The organism is Bradyrhizobium sp. LTSP849 (genome assembly GCF_000938255.1).
Taxonomy (GTDB): domain Bacteria; phylum Pseudomonadota; class Alphaproteobacteria; order Rhizobiales; family Xanthobacteraceae; genus Bradyrhizobium.
In genome coordinates this window covers 273,396-288,405 of the sequence record NZ_JYMR01000004.1, presented here as the reverse complement: position 1 = coordinate 288,405, position 15,010 = coordinate 273,396, and the positions used below count along the sequence as shown (strand labels likewise).

Sequence of the window (15,010 nt, the reverse complement as noted above, 5' to 3'; positions counted from 1 at the left end):
ATGAAGCTTATCCTCGCGCGATGGTTGCCAATGCCCCCGATATGAAAGCGTTCCTGCTCGCGACGCCGTTCTTCGGCGGTCTGCCGGACCCAGGTCTCGATCTCCTGATTTCGATGCTGGTCGAGTGCCGCTTCGATGCCGGCGCGACCGTCGTGGCAGAAGGCGATCCGGGACGCTCGATGTTCATCGTCAAATCCGGCCGGCTGGTGGTGAGCAAGCGGGCGAATGTGGGGAGCGTCATCCCGATTTCCGTTCTGGAGCCCGGCGACTTCTTCGGTGAAATGACGCTGATTGAAATGCAAAACCGCTCCGCCACGGTGGTCGCGGAGGCGCCGACGGTGTTGTATGAGCTCACGGCCCAGAAGCTCTACGCTTGCTACAAGGCCGATATCCACGCCTATGTGATCGTTCTGCAGAACATCAATCGCGAGCTTTGCCGACGGCTGCGCCGTTCCGACGATCGCTTCGCTGGACATCAGGTGGGTGAGGACAAGTGATAATCCGTAGGATGGGTTTCGCTTCGCTCTACCCATCCTACGGGCTATCTGAGCCCTTCCTTTGCCTTTCCCTTGCGTCAAAGAGTTGCCCGGTTCAGAGCGGCAACAGCCAGGGCACGAGCAAGACGCAGACTATCAAAGCAACCAGGGAAAACGGTACGCCGACGCGTACAAAGTCACCGAACGTGTAATGTCCGGGGGCGACCACCAACGTGTTAACCGGCGACGACACCGGCGTCATGAAGGCAGTCGAAGCAGCCAGGGCCACGGTCATTGCAAACGGATACGGCGAGGCATGCATTTCCTTCGCGACAGCGATGGCGACGGGGGCCATCAATACCGCCGTCGCGGTATTCGAGATAAACATCCCAAGCAGCGCCGTCATGGCAAAAAGCGTGGCGAGCATGACGTGATGGCCGGCACCGCTGGTTATGGCTCTTAGTCCATCGGCCGCCAGTTCGACCCCGCCGGTTCGCTCGAGGGCGACCGAAAACGGCAACATTCCGACAATAAGGACAATGGTCTTCCAGTCGACCGAACGGTAAGCGCTGGCAATGTCGATACAGCCCAGTGCGCCCATCAGCATGCATCCGATCAGGGCGGCCTGCACGTTCGGGATGAGGCCGCTGACCATCAATCCAACGACGAGCGCCAGGCAGATCACCGCCTGCGGCGCCTTGCCCGGCACCTGGAGAACCTGCCCGGCCTCGGCAGCCAGCCTGATGATGACCAGATCCGTATTGGCAGACCGGAGCTCTTCGATGTCACCCCAGGGACCAATCAGCAACAGCGTATCGCCGACCGCCAGCGCATCGTTCAGAAGGTCGTCTTGATGCGCAACCACGCCGCGCCGCAGGCCGATCACGGTCAATCCGAACCGGCTGCGAAACTTTGCCTGGACGATCGTCTTGCCGATGAGATCCGAAGTCGGCATCAGCAGAACCTCCGCCATGCCGATATCCTGCGATCGATCGGTGAAATAGCTTCCGCTCAACGGAAGCTCTTCCAACGCAAATCTATTACGCAGCTCACCTATGTTGCTGTGGTTTGCAAACAGATCGATAAGCAAGACATCATTGACCGCGAGCTCCAGCTTAGCGGTCGGACGCAGAACCTCCGTGGAAAATCTGCGGCGGCGTTCCACGGCCAAAATGCTTGCTCCGGACGAGCCGCGAAGGTTCAGGTCTTCGATGGTCATGCCGGCGAGAGATGATTGCTCTGTCACGCGAAGCCGGTATTCGCGATCGGCGAGTTTGTATTCATCGATCCAGACAGAGAAGTTCGGGTTGCCGGCGTTCTTCGCCTTCACTTTGTCAGGCAGCCAGCGATGCGCGAAGCACATGTACAGGATGCCCAGGGCGAGTATCGGCAAGCCGAACGGCGTGAAGCTGAAGAAGCGAAACCCTTCAATTCCGTGACGCTCGAGTTCACCGTTGATGACCAGGTTTGGTGCCGTCGCGACGAGCGTCAGCATTCCGCTTATGAGCGCAGCGAAACTGAGAGGCATCATCAGTTGGCCCGGTCCGACACCCGTGCTGTTTGCAATTCGCAGCGCGACTGGAATGAAGATGGCGGTAACGGCCGTCGAACTCATCGTCGCGCCGAGGCCACCGACGATCATCATCAGAAGGACAATCAGCGTGATCTTGCTGTCTCCGGCCTTCGCGATCAGCCAGTCGCCCAGCAGTTGCGCGACACCCGTTCGAACCAGGCCGTCGCCGAGCACGAATAGAGCGGCTATCAGAACGATGTTTGGATCGCTGAAACCCGCCAATGCTTCACCCATGGTGAGGACACCGGTGAAGGGGAGCGCAAGGAGCATGATCAGTGCGACCACATCCAGGCGCGGCTTGTTGATCGCGAACATCAGGATCGCAGCCGCAAGAAGGACCAGGACAATCGTCAGATCAAACATGGATGCCTGCCATGGAAGCCGCCGACTTCAATTCGAATGATGATGATGACAAGACGGACGAGGAAGCAAGGACACATCGACTGGCCGACAATTTCAGTGATCGACGGTCGCTTCAACGACATTCATGGTGATGCGGGGATTGACATGACTTGCACCGAAACGTTCATCCGGCTGAATGCATCCGCCGGACCATCCCACGTGCCGGAAAGCGGAGACGCCTTTTCCTGTTCGCGCGTCACGGCGACGGGGATGTGTTCACTGCCGACGATCTTGTTGTTGGTAGGATCATAGCCGCGCCATCCGGCTCCGGGGATATAGATCTCGGTCCATGCGTGCGTGGCACCGTGTTGTCCTTCGGCCATCTGGATGTAGCCGGTGACAAAGCGCGCACCAAATCCCCAGTAGCGGGCAGCTTCCATCATGAACACCGCATAGTCACGACAGGTCCCGCTGCCGAGCCGCAATGTTTCGTTGGGTGATTGAACCCCGAGAGTCTCGCGGGAAATGTATTTGAACGATTGGTAGATGTGAGTATTCAGATTGTTCAGAAGGTCCAGCGTGCCGATCAACTGGCCGGGTTTGTAGAGGTCGTGCAACCATCCGAGGAGGGCGGTCGCGTCGTAGAGATAGCTCGGGAGACGATACACCATCAGCTCAATTTGCTCTTCCGGGGGATATTGGAAGGGAAATGAACTGGCGAATGGCGCAATCCGCCATTCGATGGGGTCGTCGTAGTAGAGGTCGACGTCGACCTCGCTTGCGATCTTGAGCTTGTCGGATGATTCCAAAAAGGTCAGGACTGCGATGGCGTTGTCGTAGTTGTCGCGCAACCAGCGCACCTCCGCGTTCGGCTCGATATCCACCGACCCTCTCACGATGTGGACGTCATGTCCCTCGCGAGGCCGCATCATGGCTCGATGAGTACCGAAGGTGACGGACTGATTGTAGAAATATTCAGTCTTATGAATGATCCGGATTTGCCTCATGAGTAGCTCCCGCCACGTAGCAGCGATGGATGTTGCGGCGCCCGTTACCGTTGGATGTAAATCGCGAGCGCGCAAGCCGATTCGAAATGCCACTTCCTCACGTCATGGCGTGAGGAACCGATGGTTGCGGAAGCCGATCGTAGACGGCCGCCGCAGTCGGATAGGCAGTGTACCACATGTGAAGTTTGATCTGTCGGGCAAAACACCCGCCTTGCGCGGAAAACCCCGTCAACCCGCCCACGCGAAAATATTCCACTTTACCGAAATTCGGAATTACGGCATATATCCCCCATCCCGGCCCAAGGAGAGGGACGATCGTACGTCGTAACGAACGTGGGTCGGGGTGCGGTGGACGTGGCAGCGACGGGCACGCGAAGGCGGGACCAGGGCGAGATGAACCTCGTGAGGTCCTTCTGCGTGCGGACGAACGGCGCTTTAAGTCCTGCGAAGCTCGTGGTCAAAGCCGGACGTGTCCGGCGAAGCCTTTGGGCGAAGCCGGATGAGCTGCGTACGGCAAAATCGCGTGGTCCTGGCCGTCGTTGCTACGGTCAAGCCTTGCGGAGATGGATCGGGGCTCAACCGGGTCTCGAGGCATCGCCAGTTCGCAAGGTGACGGTGACAAAAGGGAACTCGTCGCCGGGGAGAGCGCGCATAAGCCGTCAACCCACTGCGCAGGGAAGGCCGAGTGATTGGCTACACCTGTATGCTGCTGTGCGGTTTCCTCTGCGCTACCTGCGCACAGTAGACCGCGGGTGCCAGCCGGCACCCGGTCTTCCCTGCGCCCTCTTCACAAGAGAGGGCGAAAGAGGAGAACAAAACTCGGGCGTTTCGAGCCGCGAGAATGCGGCTTCATGCGTGAATTGAGAATGGCGCTGCCCGATGGGATTGATGGAGACGCGGACGCGTGTCGCCCAAAATCCACACCGCGTTCAAAATCTCCAGCTTTCGTGCCTCAAACGGTCGCGCCCGCGGACGCGATGTCTTTGCGCTCCCTCGACCAGGTTCCATAGTGCCAGTCGATGATTCGCAACCGGGGGGCGGGGTATCCAATGACAGCGCGTAAGTGTTTCATCGTGGCCGCGGGCTTGATGACGGCGAGCGCCGCCCATGCCGAGGACATTCCATCCAACGCCGAACTGTTTCACATGCTGAAAGCGCAGCAGCAGACCATCTCCGAGCTGCGCGCTGAATTGAAGCAGGCGAAACAGGAGCGGCGCACGGCCACTCCGAGAGAGGCGGCTGCACCGGCAGCGAGGCCGGCCGGACGCGACGCCGCGACGGAGACGGTGCCGGCAACCCCGCCCACGCAGGCCTATGCGATGTACGCCAAGGCGCCCGCGGTGTCGCCGGCGTCCGGTGGCGGTGCCTATGTCGGCGTTTTCGGCGGCGGCGGCAGTCGCGGCGGCACCGACATCAGCCAATTCGGCACCGTCTTTTTCGCCGAGGCCCTCGGAGGTCCCTTGGCCGTCGATGCCACGGGGCGGACCAGCAGCGGCGGCGTCGGGTTCGGCGGCGCGCATCTCGGTTATGAATGGTCGTATGGCGCGTATGTCCGGCCCGCTCTGGAGATCGAAGGTTTCTATCTGGCAGGCAATCAGCCGCGCGCGACGCTGGTGAATCCTACTGACCGGCTTGCTGAACGCACGTTCGATGCTACTTTCCCGACCCGCACCACGGTGCTTCTGGCGAACATGGTTGTCGGCTTCAACACGCCTTATCAAGGCATCACGCCCTATATCGGCGGTGGCATCGGGGCCGCCAACGTCTCCATCAACGGCGCTACGTCCACCCAGACCGACCCGGCCGAGCCTGGCATCAACCACTTCAACGCGAGGCCGGACTCCTCAGCCTGGACCTTTGCGGCACAGGCAAAGGCCGGTGCGCGCTTCGCCCTCGGCAACAGCGGCGCTTACCTGTTCGGCGAGTATCGCTATTTGTATGTCGGCGCCGCGAATCAGGTTTTTGGCTCCACCGTGGATCCCACTCATGCTGCGACCAGTTCGTGGACGGCCAGCTTCGGCGGGACGTCCCACCATCTGGCAGCCGGCGGCGTCGGCTTCGGCTTTTAGCCGAGTTTGAGCGGGTGGTTTTTCCTGCGTCCTCTTCGTCGAGGAGGGCGCGGGAAAAGAGCAAAACTCGGGCGCCTCGTGCCGCGAGAAAGTTGATCTGTGCGTGAGGTGACCCAGGGAATGGTGCTGCCAGACAGGATTGAACTGTCGACCTCTCCATTACCAATGGAGTGCTCTACCACTGAGCTACGGCAGCATGTGCTGGGGTAAGAATCGGCCGCCACGAGGGGCCTACCAAGCGGGCCGATATCTGCCACAGGCCTCCCCACTGTGCAAGCTTGCCGGCCCGGCGAAATCGACAAAATCGACCCTGTTACGCGCCGAAATCAGCGGTTTTGCTCCGAAATGACCGGTTTTGGCTCGATTTGGTTCCCGCAAAATCCCCAGCCAATCGGGCAGTTGGCGGTATCTGCGAATTCGACCAAATCTGCCGGCTTCGTTGTCGCGGCCGTCCCGCACCCTCTTGAGATGTCGCTATTCGATGGCATCCTGCGGCCGGCCATGTGACGGGTTCAAAATGACCGACGAGAACGAGAAGAAGCCAGCGGCTGGCGCCCGGCAGGACCGGCTGAAATCGGCGCTGCGCGAAAATCTGAAGCGGCGGAAGGTGCAGGCGCGCGAACGCGCCGCAAGCACCGACCCCTCGCAGAATGACGATGCTTCCCTAGATGAAGGGATCGCCGGCAAGACCTCTGACAAGACCTTCGACAAAGCCGGTGACTAGAATTTTTTGGAGTTAAGTGGACGTGGCCATGGGGCAGGACGGAACGAAACGAACCGACGGGGATACGCAGATGTCGCGGTTCTCTCGCCCCGAACAGACATTTCCGGCGCTGACACCCGCCGAGATCACGCGTATGCGGCATTTCGGCGAGCTGCGCAGCTATTCGCATGGCGAGCTGCTGTTCGAAACCGGCAAGCCGGGGCAGGGCATGTTCGTGGTGCTGAAGGGCCATGTCGCCCTCACCCAGCGCGACGGGCTCGGTCATGTCACCCCGCTGATCGACCAGGGGCCGGGGCAATTTTTGGCCGAGCTCAGCCAGCTCTCCGGGCGGCCGGCGCTGGTCGACGGCCGCGCCGAGGGCGATGTCGAGACGCTGCTGCTGCCGCCGGAGCGGCTGCGCGCGCTGCTGGTCGCCGAGGCCGAGCTCGGCGAGCGCATCATGCGCGCGCTGATCCTGCGCCGGGTCAATTTGCTCCAGGGCGGCGTCGGCGGTGTCGTGCTGATCGGGCCGTCGCATTCGGCCGGCGTGGTCCGCTTGCAGGGCTTTCTCACCCGCAACGGCCAGCCGCATCATCTGCTCTGTCCCGAGCGCGATCGCGACGCCGCTGAGGTGATCGCGCGTTATTCGCCAAAACCTGAGGACTGGCCGCTGGTCGTCACGACTGGTGGTACCGTGCTGCGCAACCCCGGCGAGACCGAGCTTGCGCGCGCGATCGGCATGATCGGCGGCCCGCGCAACGATCGCATCTACGACGTCGCGATCGTCGGCTCCGGGCCGGCGGGACTCGCTACCGCGGTGTACGCAGCGTCCGAAGGACTCTCGGTCGCCGTGCTCGACACCCGCGCCTTCGGCGGCCAGGCCGGCGCCAGCGCGCGCATTGAAAATTATCTCGGCTTTCCGACCGGCATTTCCGGCCAGGCGCTGACGGCCCGCGCCTTCAACCAGGCGCAAAAATTCGGCGCCGACATCATGATCCCGATGACGGTGAAGTCGCTCGACTGCACGCGCACCGACGGCGCATTTTCAGTGGCGATCGACGGCGGCGATCCCCTGCGCTCGCGCGCGGTGGTGGTCGCAAGCGGCGCGCGCTATCGCCGGCCGGAGATCGAGAACCTCGACAGATTCGAGGGCCGCGGCGTCTGGTACTGGGCGTCCCCCGTGGAGGCGCGGCTCTGCTCCGGCGAAGAGGTGGCCCTGGTCGGCGCGGGCAATTCGGCAGGCCAGGCAGCGGTGTTCCTGTCGGGTCATGCCAAGAAGGTGCTGATGATCATCCGCGGCGGTGGTCTGGGCGCCAGCATGTCGCGCTATCTCATCGAGCGCATCGAAGCGACGCCGAACATCGAATTGATGTTCAACACCGAGATATCGGCGCTCGAGGGCGACGAGGCTTCGCTGCTGCGGCGCATCCGCTTGCGCAGCCGGCTGTCTGCGGACGAGGATTCCGCCGACATCAAGAATCTGTTTCTGTTCGTCGGTGCCGATCCTGCCACCGGCTGGCTCGATGGCTGCGGCGTGACGCTCGATCGCGGCGGCTTCGTCGTCACCGGCGCGCAGTCCGAGCAGAACCAGGGCCGGCTCGTGGCCCCGCTCGAGACCTCCGTCCCCGGCGTCTATGCCGTCGGCGACGTCCGCTCCGGCTCGGTCAAGCGCGTCGGCGGCGCCATCGGCGAGGGCGCGCAAGTGGTGGCCTCCCTGCACGGCTATCTCGGCGACGCCGCAAAACCGGCGCTTTAGAGCTCGATCCGGAAAAGTGTGCAGCGGTTTTCCGAAAGATCGTGCTCAAATAATAAGTCAAGGAGAAGACAAGGGAATGGCAAGTCGAATGTGACTTGCGGTTTTGCCGTGTCCCGCGGACTATCGCCTCGTCGCGAGGCGCATCGCCCGCGAAACGAACAAAAGCTTCAACGGGAGGACTAAATGGCTGAACTCGTCGTGCTCTACAAGACGCCCAAGGATGCTGCGGCTTTCGACAAGCATTATGCCGAGACCCACATTCCGCTCGCCAAGAAACTTCCCGGCCTGAAGAAATACGCGGTCAGCACGGGGCCGGTCGGCTCCCCCGCCGGACCTTCCGGAGTCCACCTCGTCGCCATTCTCTCCTTCAACAGTGTGGCCGATATCCAGGCGGCATTCGGCAGCGAAGCAGGCAAGGCGGCAGCGGGCGACGTGCCGAAATTCGCCAGTGGCGGCGCCGATCTGCTGATCTTCGACACCAAGGAAGTTTGAAACCTGCAAGCTCGTAGCCCGGATGGAGCGAAGCGTAATCCGGGACAGCATTATCCAGGCGCGAGAACCCCGGATTTCGCTGCGCTCCATCCGGGCTACAAACTGCTGTCCATTGCGACAGTGATGCAAAAAAATCAGCCATGCGTTTGTCGATTCGCACGATGACGCATGGCTTCGTACGCATGTGTGATGCCGGCGCATGTAGCAATCCGATGAGGCGCGTAATACCATCCTGCTGATCTCAATATTGAGAGTAGGAGAGATGCCATGGTTCTTGGGTTGAGCCTGCCCGCCTTCACGCTAGTCCATGTCATCATCAGCCTGATCGCCATCGCCGCCGGCCTCATCGTGATGTTCGGCCTGCTCGGTTCGAAGCCGATGCCGGGCCTCACCGCGATCTTCCTGCTCTTCACCATCCTAACCAATGCGACGGGCTTCCTGTTTCCGTTCAAGGAGCTGCTGCCCTCGTACATCATCGCCGCCATCTCGCTGGTGCTGCTCGCGATCGCCTGCATCGCGCTCTACGGCATGAAGCTCAAGGGCGCCTGGCGTCCGGTCTATGTCGTGACCGCGATGATCTCGCTCTACTTCAACGTCTTCGTGCTGATCATCCAGTCGTTCCTGAAGGTGCCGGCGCTGGCCGCGCTCGCACCGGCCGTGCCGCCGGCGCCGCCGTCGGGCCCGGTGTTCGCCGTGGTGCAGGGTCTTGTGCTGCTGTTCTTCGTGCTGGTGACTATCGGCGCCTGGCGCCGCTACAGGCCGATGGCGTTCGCCTGATCTCTCACTGAAGGAGCCCATCCAATGCCCATCATCACCACCAAGGACGGCGTCGAGATCTTCTACAAGGACTGGGGCTCGGGCCAACCGATCGTGTTCAGCCATGGCTGGCCGCTGTCGGCGGACGATTGGGATGCGCAGATGATGTTCTTCGTCACTCGCGGCTACCGCGTCATCGCCCATGACCGCCGCGGCCATGGCCGCTCGTCGCAGGTCGCTGACGGCCATGACATGGATCACTACGCCGACGACCTCGCGGCGGTGACCGCGCATCTCGATCTGAAGAACGCCATTCACGTCGGTCACTCCACCGGCGGCGGCGAAGTCGTGCACTACATCGCCCGCCACGGCGAGAGCCGGGTCGCGAAGGCCGCGATCCTCTCCGCAGTGCCGCCGCTGATGGTTAAGACGGAGGCCAATCCCGGCGGCCTGCCGAAGAGTGTATTCGACGATTTCCAGGTTCAGCTCGCCGCCGGCCGATCGAGCTTCTATCGCGACGTCGCCGCCGGCCCGTTCTACGGCTACAACCGCCCCGGCGCAAAACCGTCGGAAGCGGTGATCCAGAACTGGTGGCGCCAGGGCATGATGGGCGGCGCGAAGGCGCATTACGACGGTATCGTCGCGTTCTCGCAGACCGATTTCACCGAGGATTTGAAGAAGATCACCGTGCCCGTGCTGGTGATGCATGGCGACGACGACCAGATCGTGCCTTACGCCGATTCCGCGCCGCTGTCGGCGAAGCTGCTCAAGAAGGGCACGCTGAAAACCTACAAGGGCTTTCCGCATGGCATGCCGACGACGCATGCCGAGACCATCAACGCGGACCTGCTGGCGTTCTTCAAGGAGCGATGCTGAAGCGGATCACTTCAATATCTCCCTGATCGCGTCAAAGGTCCGCTTCACGAAAGCCTCCGGCTTGTCGCGGGTGCCTTCGCAGAGCCAGCTCTCGCCGCCGACGCGCATCGCGCCGGTGGCGATCATGGCGACGAGCCGCGCCTTCAACTGGTCCGACTTGCGGCCGGAGCGTTGCGCAAGCCCTTCCGCCAGCGCGCGTTCGAGCTTCTCGTATTTGAGCTGGTCGCGCGCCTGAAGCGCGGGATTGTCACGTTTGAGCCGTGCCATCGCGGCCGCCTCGGTCGGATCGAGCCGTTTGACCGCCGCCGCAATCGCGTTTTCCGCGGCCGTCAGCAAGGATTCGTCTGCAGGCCTGGCGATGATCGCGGCGACGAGGGCGGTTGAAGCATCCTCCTGCCAGGCGGCAACCACGTCCTCTTTCGAGGCGAAGTAATGGAAGAAGCTTCGGCGCGACACATCGGCGGCGGCTGCGATGTCGTCGATGGTCGTGGTCTCGAAGCCGCGCTCCAGGAACAGCGCCATCGCCGCGCGGGTCAGCCGCTCGCGGGTCGCTTCGCGCTTGCGCTGCCTCAGGCCCGGCACCGCCGGCGATTTTCCTCCTGAGGACAAGGGCTTGGCGCGTTGCTTCGCCTGTTTCTTGGCCTGTTTCCCGGCGTGCTTCGAAACCTTCAAATTCTTTCACCTCTTGCAAAGTTGCACTAAGTGCACATTTAGACCGGTCGCGGGGCTCTTCCAACCCCTGACAGGAGATTAAGGCATGACCGACTGGAGTACGGCAGACATTCCCTCCCTCAGCGGCAAGACGGCCGTCGTCACCGGGGCCACGGGCGGCCTCGGCTACGAGACGGCGTTGGCGCTAGCGGGCGCCGGAGCCATCGTCATACTCACGGGGCGCAACGACGCAAAGGGCCTGCGGGCGATCGAGCGCATTTGCGAGCAGTTTCCCAACGCGCTGATCGCCTATGAGCGCCTGGATCTCGCGAGCCTCGCCTCCGTCGCCGATTTTGCCAGGCGCTTTGCCTCCAGCAATGATCAGCTCGACCTCCTGGTCAACAATGCCGGCGTGATGGCGCTGCCGAAGCGGCAGCAGACCGAGGATGGTTTCGAGATGCAGCTCGGCACCAACTATCTCGGCCATTACGCGCTGACGGCGCGCTTGCTGCCGCAGCTGCGCCGCGCAAAGGCCGCGCGCGTCGTCAATCTCTCGAGCCTTGCGCACCGCTCCGGCGCGATCAATTTCGACGATCTCCAGAGCCGGCGGTCCTATCGTCCGTGGCGTGCTTACTGCCAGTCCAAGCTCGCGATGTTGATGTTCTCGCTCGAATTGCAGCGCCGCAGCGACGCGGCCGGCTGGGGCGTGCGAAGCGTCGCGGCCCATCCAGGCTATGCACGCACCGATCTCATTCCGAACGGCCCGGGCGCCAACACCTTCCAGTCGCGCGTGAGCCGTTGGCTACAGCCCTTCATCAGTCAGTCCGCGGCTGAAGGCGCGCTGCCTACCCTGTTCGCGGCGACCTCTCCGGCCGCGGAGCCCGGCGGTTACTACGGTCCGAACTGGTTCTACGAATTGAAGGGGCCGCCGGTGCCGGCGAGGGTCATGCGGCAGGCGAAGGATTTCGCCGCGGCGGCCATGCTGTGGGATGTCTCGGCAACGCTGACCGGTGTATCCTTCGACGAGATCGCGGCCGCCGCATGAGCCGCGACATCGTGGGGGACGTCCCGATGCGAGTCATTGTCTTCGGCGCGACCGGCATGGTCGGGCAGGGTGTTTTGCGCGAGTGCCTGATCGATCCCGGCATCGAACGCGTGCTGGTGGTCGGGCGCAGTCCGACCGGCGTGCGCAGCGCCAAGCTCACCGAGATCATCCACGACGATTTCACCAACTATTCGGCGATCGAGGCGCAGCTCACCGGCTTCGATGCCTGCTTCTTCTGTCTCGGCGTCTCCTCGATCGGCATGAGCGAGGACCGTTACCGCCATCTCACCTACGACATCACGCTCGCTGCGGCGACGACGCTTGCGCGGCTCAATCCGCAGATGACCTTCACCTATGTCACCGGCGCCGGCACCGATTCCACCGAGCAGGGCTCGCGGATGTGGGCGCGGATCAAGGGCAAGACCGAGAACGACCTGCTCAAGCTGCCGTTCAAGGCCGCCTTCATGTTCCGGCCCGGCGTGATCCAGCCGTTGCACGGCGTACGCTCCAAGACCGCCTGGGTGCAGGCCGTCTACGATGTGACCTGGCCGTTGTGGTCGGTGCTGCGCCGCCTTGCGCCTCGCCTGGTCACCTCGACCGAGCAGATCGGCCGCGGCATGATCCGGGTTGCGCGAGAGGGCTATCCGCGGAAAGTGCTGGAGATGGAGCATATCAATGGGCTCTAATCCGCCCTCTGGTTAGTTTTGCGGATATTTTGGCACCTCCGCGCGTTGTGCCGCATCTGCATCGCAGGAGAAGGGCCGGCGAATGTCTCCCCAGCTTAAACTGATCGCGCTCGACGCCGATGATCTCGCGGTGATCTCGACCCATGTGCAGGATGCTCTGGTGCAAGCCTCCGACATCATCTGGCGGCAGGGCGAGAAGCGCCTGGTGGTCGGCATGAGCCGGCTGGACTGGGAGCAGACGCTGGACGGCGAAACCGAGCCGCGCCGGCTGGTTTCGGCGCTCCGTTTCGACCGGGTGCTCGCCTGCAAGTCGCGCGACATCGATCTTGCGGCGTCGGAGACGGTTCTGGACCTCGTCGGTATCGAGTTTCACCCCCGGGACGGCCGCGACGAGGAGCCCGGCGGCAGCGCGCTGCTGCTGTTCGCCCAGGGCGGCGCCATCCGCCTCGACGTCGAATGCCTGGAATGCGAGCTGACTGATCTGGGGGCGGACGAGCTGGGAACGGGGCTGGGGGTCGAGGGATGAGGGACGGATACCGCATGCCACATATCCAGTGTCGTCCCGGCGAAGGCCGGGACCCATAGCCCCAGGGCATAGTTGTTAAAACGAGATGTGGCCCCATTTTGCTCAACAATTAGCTTTGGTGGTTATGGGTCCCGGCCTTCGCCGGGACGACATCTCCCAAGGGTTGACGTCGCTTCCCCGCCGCGCCATTGAGCAGGGGGCCTTGTGACGCCGATCCGCCCCCAAAGACCAGCCAAAAGACCATCGAAAAATGCCCGTTCGCCTCGACCGCAGCAGCGCCGATTTTGACCAGCGATTCTCGGCCTTCCTCGCCGCCAAGCGCGAGGTCTCGGCCGACGTCGAGGCCGCCGCGCGCGCCATCGTCGATGACGTGGCCAAACGCGGCGACGCGGCTCTGCTCGAGGCCACGGCAAAGTTCGACCGGCTGACGCTGGATGCATCTGGCCTGCGCGTCACTGCTGCCGAGATCGAGGCCGCCGTGAAGGCCTGCGATGCCGCAACGCTGGATGCGCTCAAGCTCGCGCGCGACCGCATCGAGACCTATCATCGGCGCCAGCTCCCGAAGGACGAGCGCTTCACCGACCCGCTCGGCGTCGAGCTCGGCTGGCGCTACACTGCGATCGAATCCGCCGGCCTCTACGTGCCCGGGGGCACTGCGGCCTATCCGTCCTCGGTGCTGATGAATGCGGTGCCCGCGAAAGTCGCCGGCGTTTCGCGCGTCGTGATGGTGGTGCCGTCGCCCGACGGCAAGCTCAATCCGCTGGTGCTCGCGGCCGCAAAACTCGGCGGTGTCAGCGAGATCTACCGCGTCGGCGGCGCGCAGGCCGTGGCCGCGCTTGCGCACGGCACCGCGACGATCGCGCCGGTCGCAAAAATCGTCGGCCCCGGCAATGCCTATGTCGCCGCCGCAAAACGGCTGGTGTTCGGCAAGGTCGGCATCGATATGATCGCGGGCCCCTCCGAGGTGCTTGTCATCGCCGACGACACCGGCAATGCCGACTGGATCGCCGCTGATCTCTTGGCGCAGGCCGAGCACGATGCCAGCGCGCAGTCGATCCTGATCACCGATTCCGTGCGGCTTGCCGCTGATGTTGAAAAGGCCGTCGCGGCGCAGCTGAAGACGCTGCCGCGCGCCGCGATTGCCGGCGCCTCCTGGGCTGATTTCGGCGCGATCATCATGGTGAAGAATCTCGCTGAGGCGATCCCGCTTGCAGATGCGATCGCCGCCGAGCATCTCGAGATCATGACGACCGATCCGGATGCGCTCGCCGCAAAGATCCGCAATGCCGGCGCAGTGTTCCTCGGTGCGCATACGCCGGAGGCGATCGGCGATTATGTCGGCGGCTCCAATCATGTGCTGCCGACGGCGCGCTCGGCGCGATTCTCCTCAGGCCTGTCGGTGCACGACTTCATCAAGCGCACCTCGATCCTGAAATGCGGCCCGGATCAGCTCCGTGCGCTCGGTCCAGCCGCGATGACGCTCGGCAAGGCGGAGGGGTTAGATGCCCATTCGCGCTCGATTGGATTGCGCCTCAATTTGTCATGACAAAGCCGCCCGAACAGGACGACTCGACCAATCGCATCGTCGCGGTCACCCTCGATGAGGATTCGATCGGCCGTTCCGGGCCGGACATCGAGCATGAGCGCGCGATCGCGATCTACGATTTGATCGAGCAGAACCTGTTCGCGCCCGACGGCGCCGATGGGAAAGGGCCGTTCACGCTGCATATCGGTATCACCGGCAGCCGGTTGATGTTCGACATCCGCCGCGAGGACGGCACGCCCGTGGTCGCGCATCTGTTGTCGCTGACCCCGTTCCGGCGGATCGTGAAGGACTATTTCATGATCTGCGACAGTTACTACCAGGCGATCCGGACGGCGACGCCGGACAAGATCGAGGCCATCGACATGGGCCGCCGCGGCATCCATGACGAGGGCTCGCGCACGTTGCAGGAGCGGCTGAAGGGCAAGGTGCGGATCGATTTCGAGACCTCGCGCCGGCTGTTCACGCTCATCACTGTTCTGCACTGGAAAGGCTAGGGCATGGCCCGG

The 15,010-nt window shown here is 62.9% G+C and carries 15 protein-coding genes and 1 tRNA gene; 12 read left to right on the top strand and 4 right to left on the bottom strand.

The features are described 5' to 3' along the window. The first annotated feature begins 20 nt into the window (after positions 1-20). The gene (locus UB31_RS03695; RefSeq protein ID WP_045009844.1) at positions 21-497 is read left to right on the top strand and encodes a Crp/Fnr family transcriptional regulator; all 477 of its coding nucleotides are present in this window, start codon (positions 21-23) and stop codon (positions 495-497) included. Between the two features lie 94 nt (positions 498-591). On the opposite strand, the gene UB31_RS03690 is transcribed toward UB31_RS03695, so the two are convergent. Beyond that, positions 592-2,412, bottom strand: a complete 1,821-nt coding sequence (locus tag UB31_RS03690; RefSeq protein ID WP_045009843.1) for an SLC13 family permease — start codon at positions 2,410-2,412, stop codon at positions 592-594. A gap of 122 nt (positions 2,413-2,534) precedes the next feature. Then, positions 2,535-3,398: a transglutaminase family protein gene (locus UB31_RS03685; RefSeq protein WP_045009842.1), complete on the bottom strand. Its 864-nt coding sequence runs from the start codon at positions 3,396-3,398 to the stop codon at positions 2,535-2,537. A gap of 1,049 nt (positions 3,399-4,447) precedes the next feature. On the opposite strand from UB31_RS03685, the gene UB31_RS03680 reads away from it, so the two are divergent. Continuing rightward, positions 4,448-5,467: an outer membrane protein gene (locus UB31_RS03680; protein WP_245305942.1), complete on the top strand. Its 1,020-nt coding sequence runs from the start codon at positions 4,448-4,450 to the stop codon at positions 5,465-5,467. A 121-nt stretch (positions 5,468-5,588) separates the two neighbouring features. On the opposite strand, the gene UB31_RS03675 is transcribed toward UB31_RS03680, so the two are convergent. Beyond that, positions 5,589-5,663, bottom strand: a tRNA-Thr gene (locus tag UB31_RS03675). 321 nt (positions 5,664-5,984) lie between these two features. Between UB31_RS03675 and UB31_RS03670 the strand changes: the two genes are divergently transcribed. The 5 genes from UB31_RS03670 (at position 5,985) to UB31_RS03650 (ending at position 10,050) form a co-directional block, all read left to right on the top strand. Then, on the top strand, positions 5,985-6,191 hold the full coding sequence (locus UB31_RS03670) for a hypothetical protein (RefSeq protein ID WP_045009841.1): 207 nt from the start codon (positions 5,985-5,987) through the stop codon (positions 6,189-6,191). Between the two features lie 28 nt (positions 6,192-6,219). After that, on the top strand, positions 6,220-7,926 hold the full coding sequence (locus UB31_RS03665; protein WP_045009840.1) for an FAD-dependent oxidoreductase: 1,707 nt from the start codon (positions 6,220-6,222) through the stop codon (positions 7,924-7,926). Positions 7,927-8,109: 183 nt separating this feature from the next. Next, positions 8,110-8,418 carry an EthD family reductase gene (locus UB31_RS03660; RefSeq protein ID WP_045002365.1) on the top strand — a complete coding sequence of 103 codons (309 nt, stop codon included), beginning with the start codon at positions 8,110-8,112 and terminating at the stop codon, positions 8,416-8,418. A 267-nt stretch (positions 8,419-8,685) separates the two neighbouring features. Beyond that, on the top strand, positions 8,686-9,195 hold the full coding sequence (locus tag UB31_RS03655; protein ID WP_045009839.1) for a hypothetical protein: 510 nt from the start codon (positions 8,686-8,688) through the stop codon (positions 9,193-9,195). A 24-nt stretch (positions 9,196-9,219) separates the two neighbouring features. Beyond that, on the top strand, positions 9,220-10,050 hold the full coding sequence (locus tag UB31_RS03650) for an alpha/beta fold hydrolase (RefSeq protein WP_045009838.1): 831 nt from the start codon (positions 9,220-9,222) through the stop codon (positions 10,048-10,050). A 6-nt stretch (positions 10,051-10,056) separates the two neighbouring features. Here UB31_RS03650 and UB31_RS03645 read toward each other — a convergent pair whose 3' ends face one another. Beyond that, the gene (locus UB31_RS03645; protein ID WP_045009837.1) at positions 10,057-10,722 is read right to left on the bottom strand and encodes a TetR/AcrR family transcriptional regulator; all 666 of its coding nucleotides are present in this window, start codon (positions 10,720-10,722) and stop codon (positions 10,057-10,059) included. A gap of 85 nt (positions 10,723-10,807) precedes the next feature. Here UB31_RS03645 and UB31_RS03640 point away from each other — a divergent pair, with 85 nt between their 5' ends. From UB31_RS03640 to UB31_RS03620, 5 genes are all read left to right on the top strand, one after another. Then, positions 10,808-11,746: an SDR family oxidoreductase gene (locus UB31_RS03640; RefSeq protein ID WP_045009836.1), complete on the top strand. Its 939-nt coding sequence runs from the start codon at positions 10,808-10,810 to the stop codon at positions 11,744-11,746. 26 nt (positions 11,747-11,772) lie between these two features. Next, positions 11,773-12,432 carry an NAD-dependent epimerase/dehydratase family protein gene (locus tag UB31_RS03635; RefSeq protein ID WP_045002600.1) on the top strand — a complete coding sequence of 220 codons (660 nt, stop codon included), beginning with the start codon at positions 11,773-11,775 and terminating at the stop codon, positions 12,430-12,432. An 82-nt stretch (positions 12,433-12,514) separates the two neighbouring features. Further along, on the top strand, positions 12,515-12,958 hold the full coding sequence (locus tag UB31_RS03630) for a DUF2948 family protein (RefSeq protein ID WP_045002370.1): 444 nt from the start codon (positions 12,515-12,517) through the stop codon (positions 12,956-12,958). 250 nt (positions 12,959-13,208) lie between these two features. Then, the gene (gene hisD / locus UB31_RS03625; protein ID WP_045009835.1) at positions 13,209-14,504 is read left to right on the top strand and encodes a histidinol dehydrogenase; all 1,296 of its coding nucleotides are present in this window, start codon (positions 13,209-13,211) and stop codon (positions 14,502-14,504) included. After that, positions 14,501-14,998 (top strand): UPF0262 family protein, encoded by a 498-nt coding sequence (locus UB31_RS03620; RefSeq protein WP_045002372.1) that lies wholly within the window; start codon positions 14,501-14,503, stop codon positions 14,996-14,998. Before hisD ends, UB31_RS03620 begins: the two co-directional genes overlap by 4 nt. Positions 14,999-15,010: the final 12 nt, after the last annotated feature.

Excerpts from the sequence above, each read along its gene's own strand:
- UB31_RS03630 (WP_045002370.1), top strand. The coding sequence starts at position 12,515 with ATGTCTCCCCAGCTTAAACTGATCGCGCTCGACGCCGATGATCTCGCG.
- UB31_RS03680 (WP_245305942.1), top strand. The coding sequence starts at position 4,448 with ATGACAGCGCGTAAGTGTTTCATCGTGGCCGCGGGCTTGATGACGGCG.
- hisD (WP_045009835.1), top strand. The coding sequence starts at position 13,209 with ATGCCCGTTCGCCTCGACCGCAGCAGCGCCGATTTTGACCAGCGATTC.
- UB31_RS03655 (WP_045009839.1), top strand. The coding sequence starts at position 8,686 with ATGGTTCTTGGGTTGAGCCTGCCCGCCTTCACGCTAGTCCATGTCATC.
- UB31_RS03690 (WP_045009843.1), bottom strand. The coding sequence starts at position 2,412 with ATGTTTGATCTGACGATTGTCCTGGTCCTTCTTGCGGCTGCGATCCTG.
- UB31_RS03695 (WP_045009844.1), top strand. The coding sequence starts at position 21 with ATGGTTGCCAATGCCCCCGATATGAAAGCGTTCCTGCTCGCGACGCCG.
- UB31_RS03685 (WP_045009842.1), bottom strand. The coding sequence starts at position 3,398 with ATGAGGCAAATCCGGATCATTCATAAGACTGAATATTTCTACAATCAG.
- UB31_RS03670 (WP_045009841.1), top strand. The coding sequence starts at position 5,985 with ATGACCGACGAGAACGAGAAGAAGCCAGCGGCTGGCGCCCGGCAGGAC.
- UB31_RS03660 (WP_045002365.1), top strand. The coding sequence starts at position 8,110 with ATGGCTGAACTCGTCGTGCTCTACAAGACGCCCAAGGATGCTGCGGCT.
- UB31_RS03640 (WP_045009836.1), top strand. The coding sequence starts at position 10,808 with ATGACCGACTGGAGTACGGCAGACATTCCCTCCCTCAGCGGCAAGACG.
- UB31_RS03665 (WP_045009840.1), top strand. The coding sequence starts at position 6,220 with ATGGGGCAGGACGGAACGAAACGAACCGACGGGGATACGCAGATGTCG.
- UB31_RS03635 (WP_045002600.1), top strand. The coding sequence starts at position 11,773 with ATGCGAGTCATTGTCTTCGGCGCGACCGGCATGGTCGGGCAGGGTGTT.
- UB31_RS03650 (WP_045009838.1), top strand. The coding sequence starts at position 9,220 with ATGCCCATCATCACCACCAAGGACGGCGTCGAGATCTTCTACAAGGAC.
- UB31_RS03620 (WP_045002372.1), top strand. The coding sequence starts at position 14,501 with ATGACAAAGCCGCCCGAACAGGACGACTCGACCAATCGCATCGTCGCG.